The organism is Desulfoluna butyratoxydans (genome assembly GCF_900699765.1).
Taxonomy (GTDB): domain Bacteria; phylum Desulfobacterota; class Desulfobacteria; order Desulfobacterales; family Desulfolunaceae; genus Desulfoluna; species Desulfoluna butyratoxydans.
In genome coordinates this window covers 120,897-133,222 of the sequence record NZ_CAADHO010000011.1, presented here as the reverse complement: position 1 = coordinate 133,222, position 12,326 = coordinate 120,897, and the positions used below count along the sequence as shown (strand labels likewise).

10 protein-coding genes are annotated in these 12,326 nt (G+C 59.6%); 4 read left to right on the top strand and 6 right to left on the bottom strand.

Features of this window, described 5'->3' with window-relative positions; translation table 11 throughout:
- The first annotated feature begins 697 nt into the window (after nucleotides 1-697).
- The gene (gene brnQ, locus MSL71_RS22640; RefSeq protein ID WP_180145362.1) at nucleotides 698-2,011 is read left to right on the top strand and encodes a branched-chain amino acid transport system II carrier protein; all 1,314 of its coding nucleotides are present in this window, start codon (nucleotides 698-700) and stop codon (nucleotides 2,009-2,011) included.
- Nucleotides 2,012-2,132: 121 nt separating this feature from the next.
- Nucleotides 2,133-2,990 carry a metal-dependent hydrolase gene (locus MSL71_RS22635; protein ID WP_246317886.1) on the top strand — a complete coding sequence of 286 codons (858 nt, stop codon included), beginning with the start codon at nucleotides 2,133-2,135 and terminating at the stop codon, nucleotides 2,988-2,990.
- Here the strand turns inward: MSL71_RS22635 and MSL71_RS22630 are convergent.
- The 6 genes from MSL71_RS22630 to MSL71_RS22605 form a co-directional block, all read right to left on the bottom strand.
- A complete protein-coding gene (locus MSL71_RS22630; RefSeq protein ID WP_180145359.1) occupies nucleotides 2,980-4,935 on the bottom strand; it encodes a TonB-dependent receptor in 1,956 nt (651 codons plus the stop codon). The genes MSL71_RS22635 and MSL71_RS22630 overlap by 11 nt on opposite strands.
- Nucleotides 4,932-5,540, bottom strand: a complete 609-nt coding sequence (locus tag MSL71_RS22625; protein WP_180145356.1) for a class I SAM-dependent methyltransferase — start codon at nucleotides 5,538-5,540, stop codon at nucleotides 4,932-4,934. Before MSL71_RS22625 ends, MSL71_RS22630 begins: the two co-directional genes overlap by 4 nt.
- A gap of 183 nt (nucleotides 5,541-5,723) precedes the next feature.
- Nucleotides 5,724-6,794: an iron ABC transporter substrate-binding protein gene (locus MSL71_RS22620; RefSeq protein ID WP_180145353.1), complete on the bottom strand. Its 1,071-nt coding sequence runs from the start codon at nucleotides 6,792-6,794 to the stop codon at nucleotides 5,724-5,726.
- The gene (locus MSL71_RS22615) at nucleotides 6,791-7,894 is read right to left on the bottom strand and encodes a methyltransferase (protein ID WP_180145345.1); all 1,104 of its coding nucleotides are present in this window, start codon (nucleotides 7,892-7,894) and stop codon (nucleotides 6,791-6,793) included. Before MSL71_RS22615 ends, MSL71_RS22620 begins: the two co-directional genes overlap by 4 nt.
- A gap of 66 nt (nucleotides 7,895-7,960) precedes the next feature.
- Nucleotides 7,961-8,752 (bottom strand): ABC transporter ATP-binding protein, encoded by a 792-nt coding sequence (locus tag MSL71_RS22610; protein WP_180145342.1) that lies wholly within the window; start codon nucleotides 8,750-8,752, stop codon nucleotides 7,961-7,963.
- Nucleotides 8,749-9,867: a FecCD family ABC transporter permease gene (locus tag MSL71_RS22605; protein ID WP_180145339.1), complete on the bottom strand. Its 1,119-nt coding sequence runs from the start codon at nucleotides 9,865-9,867 to the stop codon at nucleotides 8,749-8,751. The genes MSL71_RS22610 and MSL71_RS22605 overlap by 4 nt, the downstream gene beginning before the upstream one ends.
- 610 nt (nucleotides 9,868-10,477) lie before the next feature.
- On the opposite strand from MSL71_RS22605, the gene MSL71_RS22600 reads away from it, so the two are divergent.
- Nucleotides 10,478-10,816, top strand: coding sequence for a P-II family nitrogen regulator (locus MSL71_RS22600; protein WP_180145336.1), 339 nt, complete (start codon nucleotides 10,478-10,480; stop codon nucleotides 10,814-10,816).
- Between the two features lie 51 nt (nucleotides 10,817-10,867).
- Nucleotides 10,868-12,271: an ammonium transporter gene (locus MSL71_RS22595; protein ID WP_180145333.1), complete on the top strand. Its 1,404-nt coding sequence runs from the start codon at nucleotides 10,868-10,870 to the stop codon at nucleotides 12,269-12,271.
- The last annotated feature ends 55 nt before the right edge of the window (nucleotides 12,272-12,326 follow it).

The window sequence follows — 12,326 nt, the reverse complement described above, 5'->3', positions numbered from 1 at the left end:
CGATGAGCGAGACCATGTAGGATGGGCAAAGGCAAACCGAATCCATTGGGGTGGCGACGCTCTTGGCGCCGTGCCCATCGAACGCCGCAAATCACCCGGTTGAATGGGGTTGCCGGGCAACGATGGGCACGCTTCGCTTTGCCCATCCTACGACCAAACACACCGACCCGCGTCGATGAGCGAGACCATGTAGGATGGGCAAAGGCAAGCCGAATCCATTGGCGTGGCGACGCCCTTTGCGCCGTGCCCATCGAGCGCCACAAGCCCACCCGGTTGAATAGAGGTGCCAGCCAACGATGGGCACGCTTCGCTTTGCCCATCCTACGGTCAAACGCATCGAGCCGCGCCGGTGGTCCGCCACCATGAATGTGGTCCCTTTTCCGCCTCTCCCTTTCATTTCTTAAAGAAGAAGGGCTCTCACAAGGGCTTTCCCGTCTTTTTTTTGATGGGCGGGTAAAAAATCGAAAACATGAACGGTGTCCGGTTTACGAATAAAAAGAAAGCTCGCCAAAAACTTTCCTTTTATCTGGTGAGTCGCGGTTCTATCTTTTTTAAGACTTGTATTTATTAGAGATAGTGCCTATCGGGTCCACCCCTGTCATCCCGCAAAAGATTGTGTTACCCTCCCTTTTCTGTGTCAAAGTGGAGTTGGAAAGCAACTCCCAAACAAGTGCTCGAATCGGTGGAGGTAACACCTGTGAATAAAGAGATGAAGGATATCGTTGTTGCGGGAGCGGCTCTGTTTGCCATGTTTTTTGGAGCGGGAAACCTGATTTTTCCCCCTGCCCTGGGCTTTTTGTCCGGAACCTCCTGGTTTTTCTGTATGCTGGGCTTTTTTATCACCGGCGTGGGCCTGCCCATCCTCGGTGTGGCGGCCCTTGCCAAATCCGGCGGGTCCCTGGACCGTTTTGCCGGTCGGGTGAGCCCGGTGTTCGCCAAGGTGATGGGCACGGCCATTGTCCTGGCCATCGGCCCGTTCCTTGCCATCCCCAGGACCGGGGCCACGGTCTATGAGATCGGCATCAAGCCTCTCTTTTCAGGTGTCTCGCCTTTAACCGCCTCCGTGGCCTTTTTTGTCGTCACCCTCTTTTTTGCCCTCAAGCCCTCCAGCATCGTGGACAAGATCGGGAAGTACCTGACCCCGGTCCTTCTCCTCATCATTGGCCTGATCATCGTCAAGGGCGTGGCAAGTCCCATCGGCCACCCCGTTGCCAAGGGGCTCACCCAGCCTTTGGGCCGCGGCTTCATTGAAGGCTACCAGACCATGGATGCCCTGGCCTCCATTCTCTTTGCAGGGCTGGTGCTTTCGGCCATCGCGGCAAAGGGTTACAAAACCGCCGAAGAGCAGATCTCCCTGACCTGCAAGGCAGGCCTCATCGCAGGGACGGGCCTGATGCTTGTCTACGGTGGGCTGCTTTTTCTGGGGGCCACGGGAAGCGGCATGTTCGAGGAGGGGATCTCCAAATCCGATCTCATCGTCTCCATCACCAACACCGTGCTGGGCAGCGCTGGTCGTACCGCCATGTGCCTGGCCGTGTCCGCCGCCTGCCTGACCACCGCCATCGGCCTCACCGCCGTGGTGGGGTCCTGGTTTGAAAAGCTCTCCCATGGAAAGCTCAAGTACGAATCCGTGGTCATTATCACGGCCATCTTCAGCACCCTCATCTCCGTATCCGGCGTGGAGAAGATCGTCACCTTTTCGGTTCCCCTTCTCATCATCGCCTACCCCATCGTCATCGTTCTCATCGCCCTGACCCTCTGGGGAAGCAAGCTGAGCTCCGCCGTGTACAAGGGCGCGGTCGCCGGTTGCCTTATTGTCAGCGTCTTCGACGCCCTGTCTTTCCTGAAGGTGGACACCGGGGCCGCAGGCAAGCTCATCGCCAAACTCCCCTTTGCCGATGCCGGATTTTCCTGGGTGCTGCCCGCAATCTTCTGTGCGGTTGTGATGGAGTTGATCCGCACCACCATGCATCACAAGCCCCTGAACCAGAGCACCATGCCCAAGAGCTGATCCCTTTCCCCTCAAGCCCGCCTTCCTTTCTTTGACAGGGGGAAGGCGGGTTGTCCCCTCCCCCTCATTTATTTACCGCCCCGCCTTACGCAACGCCCGTCAATGGTGTATAAGGAAACCATTGACGATTCATGGATACATGATGAACGAAAAGGGCGATACCAGCGTGGCGGAATTCAAAACACATCTTACGGTTTCCAGTTTCTGCAGCAGTGCGGCAGCTACCTTTCTGCTTGCCGCCTCCCTTGCCACCCCCGATGAGGTGCTGCTCTTTTTCATCATGGGCGTTGTGGGCGGCCTCTTGCCCGACATCGACTCGGACAGCTCCCTTCCCGTGCGGCTCCTCTTTACCTTCATCGCCACGGTGATTTCGTTTCTCATCATGTTCAACCAGGGGGCCGATAACTCCGCAGCAGAGCTGTTCACCATCTGGCTGGTGAGTTTTTTCGTGGTCAATTTTCTCTTTTTCTCCATGTTCACGCGCATCACCGTGCATCGCGGGATCATTCATTCGGTACCGGCCAGTTTTGTTTTCTGGTTTTCATCCACCCTCATCCTCTACCATTTCTTCAGCTTTTCTATGCAAACCGTTTGGATGGCAGGGTTTTTCGTCTTTGGAGGCTTTCTTATCCACCTCCTCTTAGACGAGCTGGTGAGTCTCGACCTTTTTGGCAACGGCCCGAAGCGCTCCTCGGGCACCGCCTTTAAGTTTGCCAACCCCAGGGACCTGAAATCCACGGTGGCGGTTTACGGCCTGGCCGCTCTCCTCTTTGCAGCCACCCCGGACTACACCCCTTTTGTGCGTACCTATTTTTCTCCGGACAGTTTTGCATCCCTGCGGGTGTTTCCGGACAAGGGGTGGTTTACGCACCTCTACCGAACCTACCTCAGTCGCTGGCAGACCAAACCAAAAGGGGCCCCCGGCAAACCTGCCGGGGACCCCTCCTTTCACCGCATGAACACCCCCCTTACAAGGTGAAGCGGATCCCGCCCATAAGATTGAATCCGGGCATGGGATAACCCGGCAGGTATTCGTAGGACTCATCGGTGAGGTTTTCCCCTGCCACAAAAAGCTCCCCTTCCATGCCGGGCATACGGAAGGCGTAGCTCAGCTGGCCGTTGACGAGGGTATACGAGTCCACCGGAGAATTGTTGGTAGCGCCGGCCTTGCGCGCCTGGGAGCTGACGGTCATGCTCGACAGGTAAGAGGCGTCCAGGCTCAGGGTAAAGAATTTAAGGAAGCGCCAGTTGAGTCCGCCGGTGACCGAGGTCTCCGGGGCGTAGGGCATGTCCCCGGGATCGGTGTCCAGGAGGGTCACCCCGGCAAACAGGGAGAGGTCCCGGGTGGGGTTGACGCTGACGGTGATCTCCGAGCCTTTGATGGTAAACTCTTCGATGTTGTCGTACACGGGGGGAGGCGGCGGGGGCGGCACGATGACGTACCGGTCTGTGCCGTCGTCGTAGAAGAAGGTGACGTCCACAACGGCGCGGTCCCCGAATTTTTGGGTGATTCCGGCTTCGAAATGGTCCACCTTTTCCGCGTTCAGGTCTTTCCAGGAGTCTTTGAGCATGGGAATGACCTTCTCGGAGAAGACCACCACCTCAAGGCCCGGGTAGACCACGCCCCGGGCATAACTCAGGTGCAGCTCGGTCTCTTTGTATCCGGCAACAAGCCCTGCGTGGGGTGCGAATTCGTCATCGAAGTCGGTGTTGTCGTAATAGCGCACCCCCGCCGACGGCACGGCGTAGAACCCCTTCTGGGAACCGAATTGCCTGCTCACGGCCGTGTACGGCGAAAAGAGGGTGACGTCGTGGCCGTCCCACCTGTCGGTTGATCCGTCGCTGAAGGTTTTGTCGTACTCTCCTTCGCTGTAATCCCAGTCAAACCCCACAAGCCACTCCAGGCCATGGTCCAGGTAGAATGTTTCCCGGGCCTTGACCCCGTAGAACAGGGAATCGTTGTAGAGGTTCTCCCTGACCCCCGGGGTGGGCGCGGGGTAGTCCAGCCAGTCCCCTTCCCCGCCGTTCCAGTACACCTTGACGCTGCCGTCGGCAGCGTCAAAGCTGTTGGAGAGGATGGCCTCGGCCAGCCAGGTCCGCGTTTCAAAGCTGCCTTCACGCAGGGCGGGGTCCGCCCCCTCTTCGCCGGGGTCCTTGGCCTCATTATCGTTCCAGAGGGTTACGATGTTGAGGTCCCAGTTGGGGCTTAAGGCAAAACCCAGGCTGGCGTGGACGTTTTTCAGCTCGCCGTCGGCTTCGTCCCTGTGGCCGTCGGAGCTTCGGTAGCCGCAGCCGATGTAGTAATCAACCTTGTCTTTTTTTCCGCCGTGCTCCACGGTTCCCACCAGGGTGGACCAACGCCCGGCCGCTACCTGGCCCTTGGTGACAAAGCCTTCGGTCTCCATGCGTTTGGGCACCACGTTAATCACCCCGAAGGCGTTGCCGAAGTGCTGGGGCTGAGGGCTTTTGTACACCTCAATGGCATGGGCGGCGTCCACGGGGATGGTGTCCAGGAGGGGGTGGTTCCAGACGCTTAAGTACATGGGAATACCGTCAAACAGGGTTTTAATCTCAGCCCCGGGCCTGCTGGAGCCCATGCCCCGGATAAAGACCCCTCCCCCTTCTGCCCCGCCGAAGGAACCGATGGGATTGTATCGGGAGATATTGACCCCGGGGGTGCGCCGGAGGGCGGTTTCCAGGTCCTGGGCATTGAGGTCTTCCACCTGCTCTTGGGTAACCCGGGTTTTCCTGGCGCCATAGGCGTCGGTGATGTTTGCTTCGATGACAGGGGACGCGGTGACCGTCACATCGTCCAGAAGAAGCGCCGGCTCCTCGTCTGCCGCGGCAATGCCGGGCAGCGCCGCGGTGATGAGCAGCAGGATCATGATAAGGCCAGATTTTACGTATCTGTCAGAAGGGGTCATGCCTTTCTTGCACACAGGAAATACCCCCTTTTATCATCGCTCAACTCAATGATTCGCAGCCCTGCTTCGGTGCACATGCCCTCCATCTCCCCATGTTCGGGGATCATGTCCTGTTCAACGGCTGTTCCAGCCTTGCGGTGTACATCATTGATGACGGACAGCGGTTTAAAGTGGCAGATGATGAGACGTCCGTCGGGCTTCAGGCTGCGCGTGAGAAGGGACAGGGCCCCTTCCTGGTCTTCGAGGTGGGGAAAGACCTGGTGGCAGAGGGCCAGGTCCACCCCTTCCCCGGGAAGGGGACAGGCTTCGAGGCGTCCCTGCCGAAGCTCCACATGGACCTGATCCGCGAGTCTTTCTTTGGCTGATGCCACCATCCCGCGGCTGATATCCATGGCAATGACCCGACCCGACGGCCCCACCCTGCGTGCCAGGATCTCTGTGAGACGACCGGTGCCGCAACCCGGCTCCACCACGGTTTTTCCCTCCAGAGGACCGGCAGACGCAAACACCCGGTCCAGTTTTGCCAGCTCCTCCGGGCCATATGCCTCGGTTGCCCAGGGGGCGCCTGTCTGTGAATCAAAAAAATCCGCCTTGCGTGCATACATTTGGGTTGAATCCTTTCTTTTAAAACGTCTCCGGCCACACACTTACGGTGTTTGGCCACCATTCCAAGAGGTTGATCCCGGCAAGGCCGAAGGAAAGGCAAATGTGATTTTCCCTGGGAGGGAAAGGGGAGAGCACATTTGTACCCCGCTTTCAGCGGTGGTACACCTTGCCGCCGGAAGCTTTTATTTCATGGTCAGCTTGCTCCCCAAGGGGCCGTAGGCTGTTTTCATCTGCCCATATACCGGTTTTCCCACGAGAAAGGTGTAGATCTCGTCGGCCTTGGCTGCGGGGTCGATATCGGCAAACCGATGCGGGTAGAGGATCTTGCCGATGGCGTAGGCGTCTCCCATAGCCGTGCCGATATTGGTCATGTACCAGTTGTAGGAGTGTAGGGTGTGGACACGCCCTTCCCGGAAAGCGGTGAGACCCTGGTAAAAAGCGGGTTTGGCCCGCATGTCTCGGGCCACGTTGCCCCGCCCTCCGCCGTCGATGAAGATGATGTCCGGGTCCATGGCAAGGAGGGCTTCCCTGCCCACAAACAGATGACCGGTGGTGCTTTGCCCGGCCACCACGTTTCTGGCCTTTACCCAGTCAAAGGGGGCGTAGGCGGTCTCGGTGCTTCCGATGCCCTGGGTGCCTTTAAACCCGATGCCTCCCACAAACACCCCGGGTTGTTCCTCGGAATTCTCTCCTTCCACCCGTTGGGCAAGATCCGCTTCGGCCTTCCGGATGAAGGTCACCACCTCGCTTGCCCGAGCCTCCTTGCCGAGAATTTTTCCGGCAAGGCGCAGGGAGCGGTACATGGTTTCGTCAAACCGGCCGAAGGGGCCGTAGGAGAGGACCACCACGGGAATCCCCAGCTTGGCCTGGAGTGTGTCGGCTTTGCGCCGTTCAAGGTAGGTGATGAAGATGAGATCCGGGGCTGCCGCGAGCAGGGCCTCCAGATCCGGTTCGCCGTTGATGGACCCGGGGCCTCCGGGGCCCACGGACGGCAGCCGGGACAGCTCGCTGTTGGCGACCCAGTAAGGGCGCGTGGTGGGAAACCGTTTTTCAATGGCTTCCACGCCCACCACCTTTGCCTTGGCCTCCAGGTAGATGATGAGGCGCAGGGTGCCGGGGGCCAGGCAGACAATGCGTTGCGGAGGGGCCGCAACGGTGACGGTGCGTCCGGCCATGTCCTGCACCGTCACGGCACCGGCCGGGGAGATGAATCCCAGGCAGAGCAGGCACAGGATGATTACGATGCGTTTCATACGATGCCCTGCCTTTTCTTGACGGCTACAATCATCCGGGAGTCCAGCCTGTCCCCGAACTTGGCCAGGGGGTGGCCGGAGAAGGCGTCGGCTTCCAGGATCTCCCGGATGGTGAAGTGGCGTTCCAGAAGGTCCCTGTACGCCTCCCAGGAGAGGTCGCCGGTGAACCGGTAGATGTTGTCCTCTTTGCCCACGCCCTTGAAGGCCGACAGGCTCCACTCCAGGTCGAGCAGCCGGTCTTTGGAGCCCTCCCCTTTTCTGTAATAGACGTGCTTGGTCACAAAGAGCCCTCCGGGCTTCAGGGCGTCGTGGATCCGTTTTAAAAGGGCCGGGTTTTTGCCCCCCGGATTGTAGGAGAGAAAAATCACGTCGTGGTCGCTTCCCAGGTCGTCTGTAAAGAGGTTGCCGGACACAAACCGGACCCGGTCTGCGCCGTGGGCCGCCATGACCTCTTCGGCCTTGCGGGCAATGTCCGGGAAATCAAAGACCGTGGCTCGGAGTTCGGGGTTGAGGCGGCTCAACGCGATGGCGTAAAGCCCGTGGCCGCCTCCTAAATCCAGCAGGCTCCGGGCCTGTTGAAAGGCGGGGATGGCGGCTACGGCGTCAACGGTTTTTTGGAGCTCTCCGCAGAGGATCTCTGCGGCCAGGGAGTCCACCATGCCGTTTTCGAAAAAGGCCTCCTCCATGACGTCCAGGGGGCCTTTCCGGAGCACCCGGTCCAGGCGCTCCCACAGGGCGAATCCGTTCTGGATGTCCCGCATCACCGCCCCTTGGAACAGGGGAGACGAGGAGACGAGATAGAGGGCGCTCAAGGGGGTGTTACGGTAGTGTCCCTCTTTCCGGCAAAGGAGCCCCAGCTCGCAGAGGAGCTCCACAAGGTGCTCCGTCGCTGGGAGCTTCAGGTTGCAGGCCGTGCAGAGCCCGGTGAGGGTGAGGGGCTCTTCCAGGGCATCGAAGAGCCCCAGGCGAACAGCGGCGTTCATGGCACAAAACTCTTTGTAGTGGCGCGAGGCCGTGTAAAACAGGCTGTGGAGCGCATCGGCTCCGGGTGCGTCACCTTCCCCTTTCATGTGGGTGGTCGGTTGGTCTGTAGCAAACACTGAAGGTCCCTTTCATTTATCGTTGGCTGGTAAGCGTAAAGATCGCCGTTGAGCGGCGGTGTGTGTTTATCCGGCTTTGACCAGGGACGGCCCCTGCCGTCGACTGTCCAGGGGCACGGCCACGGTGTGGCCCCGGATGCGTTCCAAGGCGACGGGAACGCCGTAGACCTCCCGGATCATCTCCGGGGTCACCTCGTCCCTGGGGCAGAATCCGTGCATGGCGCCGTTTTTCAGCAACAGGAAATAATCGGCATGGCGAAAGGCCAGGTTCAGGTCGTGCATGGAGACCACCACCGTAAGGTTCTGGCGGGTGGCGATGTCGGAGATGCGTTCCATGACGTCCATCTGGTTTTTCAAATCCAGGCTGCTGGTGGGCTCGTCCATGAGGAGGAGCTCAGGCTCCTGGGCCAGGGCCCGGGCGATGGTGACTTTCTGAAGTTCCCCGCCGCTCAGGCTGCCCGCGGGCCGAAGGGCCAGGTGGTCCAGGTGCATGGCGGTAAGAATACTTTCCACCAAGGCCAGGTCCCTGCGGGACGGTGCCCAGGTGATATAGGGCTTGCGTCCCAAAAGCACGGTGTCAAAGACGGAGAGAAGCTGGACACCGGAGCTTTGGGGGACATAGGCCACGTGCCGGGAGAGTTGTCGCCTTGGCATGCGGAGAAGATCCAGGCCGTTTAGACGCACCTCCCCGCTCAAGGGGGGCAGGATCCGTATGAGGCTTTTCAGGAGGGTGGATTTCCCGGCGCCGTTGACGCCCAGGACGCCGCAGACACATCCCGGGGGAAGCTCGAAACCGACGCCCCTCAGGACCATGGACTTACCGTACCCGACGTGGAGACCATCGACGGAAAAACTCATCTGTGTATCCCCCTTATAAGAAGGAAAAGAAAAAGCGGAGCCCCCATAAAAGAGGTCAGCACCCCCACGGGCAGGGCCCCGGAACCTACAAGCAGGCGGCCTGCGGTGTCTGCCCCGAGGAGCAGCAGGGCACCGATGAGGCAGGAGAAGGGAAGAATCAGCCTGTGATCGCCCCCCACGAGCCGTCGGCCGATATGGGGGGCCAGGAGCCCCAGAAAGGCGATGACGCCGTGGAACGCCGTGACCAGAGCGGCCACCAGGGTGGCAAGGATCATCCCGGTAAGACGAAGCCCGGTGACGTTGACCCCCAGGGCCTGGGCTTCGTCTTCCCCGGCTGCCAGGGCATTTAAGTTCCACCGGTTCATCAGGAAGTAGACAAGCACGGCAAGGGTCACGGCCCCTAGGATGCCCAGTTCCTGCCAGCCGGAGCGGGCCACGTCCCCAAAGGTCCAGAAGACAACGGCGGCCAGCTCCACCTCGGAGGCAAAGTACTGGATCAGAATGGTGCCCGAGGTAAAAAGGGCCGACAGGGCAATACCTGCAAGAATGACGGACTCCGGGGACATGCCCCGGAGCCGGGCCAGCACCAGGATCACCACCGTGGCGGTCATGGCCCCGGTGAAGGCGCAGAGGGTTACGGCGCACACACCTGGGATCGACCAGGCCTGGGGCCCTGAGGCTGCCAGGGCGCCCTGGTCCAGGCCACCTGCACCCAGGGCCACGATGGCAAAGGCCGCGCCGCAGGCCGCGCCCTGGTTGATGCCCAGCGTAAAGGGGGAAGCCAGGGGGTTCTTGAGCAGGCTCTGGGTAACCACACCCGAGAGCCCCAGCCCGCATCCGGCCACCACGGCGGCCGTGATCCTCGGCAGGCGGATACTCCACACCACAATGCGGCCCGTTCCCGTCTCAAGGCCCATGAGACTTCGGACCACTTCGGTAAGGGAAAGCTGGTAAGAGCCCACGCTGACCGCCCAGATTCCAAGGCCCACGAGGAGAATGCACAACCCTGCAAAAAGCAGTGACCGTCGTGCCAGGGTTGTTCCGTACAGCCGGGCCACAGCACCCTGCCCTTCGCCTGTGCCGATATGGCTCCCTCTTGCTACCATGTATTCCATGCATGCCCTCCGACAGGGAGGCTTGCCCGGTGATCCATGAAAAAATCATCAGGCCAGGCACCCTTCCCTGTCCGGAAAATAAAAAAGGCCACGAAGGCTCAACCACCTCTTTTTGAGATGGCTTGAGCCTTCGTGGCCTTTGAGTTGCGGACTACGGCACCGGAAGCGCCGGCCATGGAGCCTGGCGCATCACCGGATCACCGGGGATGTCAATAACGATATGTCAATCGAATACCAACGGCTTCTTGCCGCAATTTATCTACACTTAAGCGGCTTTTTCGCTGTTGTCAAGGACGTGGTGGGCGCCATGGGAAAAAGTGGCCCGGCTCCAGGGGCTTGTGTCCCATCGCCCCGACGGCGACGGGACGATGCAGGTCGATATAACAAATATGTATTTTTTATTTCTTCAAAACACAAAAATGTTACTCCGCCAAAGCATTGATGAACCGGACTGCACGTGGTGACGGGTAAGGCTATAGCTCCTATCCTTCTTTGTTTCAGGTGATTAAGGCGTACATAAGGGGCCGCATCGCAAACCTGGCATACCCGTTGCACTATACACAAGTCAACATCACGGAGACAGGAATCCACGACAAAAAAGGAGAGTTTCATGCGAAAAATTGAAGCAATCATCAAGCCGTCCCGGCTGGACGAGGTAAAAGATGCCCTCAACGAAATCGGCATCAACGGGATGACCGTCAGCGAAGTCCGCGGGTTCGGGAGGCAAAAGGGCCACACCGAGATCTTTCGCGGCGCAGAGTACCAGGTGGACTTTATCCCGAAAATTAAGATCGAGATCATTGTGGAGCGCTCCATCACGGAGAAGGTGATCTCCGTCATCGAAGAAAAGGCCGGAACCGGAAATATCGGAGACGGCAAGGTCTTTGTCCTGCCCGTGGAGCAGGCGGTGCGGATTCGCACCGGTGAGTGCGGCCGGGAAGCCCTCTAACCAGAAGCCTGTATAGAGAATCATCCAACCAAACGCTTAAGGAAAAGAGAGATGAAAAAAAGATTCATGACACTTACCGCGCTGCTGGTCGCAGCTTCGTCAGCCTGGGCAGGGGACGACACCCCTACTGTCCTGACCAACCGGGACGCCATTGCACTGGTCCAGGAGCATGCCAACTTTGTCTGGACCCTGGTGGCCGCATGCCTCGTCTTTTTCATGCAGGCGGGCTTTGCCCTGGTGGAAGCCGGTTTTACCCGGGCGAAAAACGTCATCAATATCATGATGAAGAACCTCATGGATTTTTCCATGGGCTCCCTGGCCTACTGGGCCGTGGGCTTCGGCCTGATGTTCGGCGTGAGCAAGGGCGGCCTCATCGGTACCTCGGGCTTCTTCCTGAGCGACTACACCCCCGGCGGGGATCCCTGGATCCTTGCCTTCTGGATGTTCCAGGTGGTGTTTGCGGCCACGGCAGCCACCATTGTCTCCGGCGCCATGGCTGAGCGGACCAAGTTCTCCGCTTACCTTATCTACAGTGTACTCATCAGCGCCATCATCTACCCCATCTTCGGCAGCTGGGCCTGGGGCGGCCTCCTCAACGGCAGCGGATGGCTTGAAAAACTGGGATTTATCGATTTCGCAGGCTCCACCGTGGTTCACTCCGTCGGGGGCTGGGCAGCCCTTGCCGGAGCCATGGTCCTGGGGCCGAGGCTCGGCAAATACACCAAGGACGGCAAAGTCAAGCCCATCCTGGGCCACAACATCGGCCTGGCAGCCCTGGGCGTCTTTATCCTGTGGCTCGGATGGTTCGGGTTTAACCCCGGGTCCACCACCACGGCAGACAAAAGCATCGCCATGATCTTTGTGAACACCAACCTGTCGGCTGCTTCGGCCGCCGTGGCCGCCATGTTCGCCTCCTGGATCATCTTCGGCAAGCCCGAGGTGGGCATGAGCTTGAACGGGGCCCTTGCCGGACTGGTGGGGATCACCGCAGGCTGTGCCAACGTCTCCCCGGGAAGTTCCATTATCATCGGGCTTGTGGCAGGCGTCCTGGTGGTCTTCTCCGTGCTCTTCTTCGACAAATGCCGCATCGACGACCCTGTGGGTGCCATCTCGGTCCACGGCGTGTGCGGTGCCTGGGGTACCCTGGCAGCAGGAATTTTCGACATGAACGGATTCTCCATGTCCGTGGTGGGCGTTCAGCTCATCGGCATCGCGGCCTGTTTTGCCTGGACCTTCCCCACGGCTTACGGCCTCTTCAAGCTCCTTGAAAAGACCATGGGGCTGAGGGTTTCCCCCGAAGAGGAGATGGAAGGCCTGGACCTCTGCGAACACGGTGGCACCGCCTACCCCAACTTTGAAGTGTTCAACTACGGCGGTGGCGGCGGGTCCGCCAAGCCTGCAGGCGAACTGGGCGCCTCCGGTGCCTACGAGAGGCCGCCCGAACCGGCCCACTGATCCACGAAACCCCATGCAAAAACGGTCTTCGGCGGTGCTTTTCCGCACTGCCGAA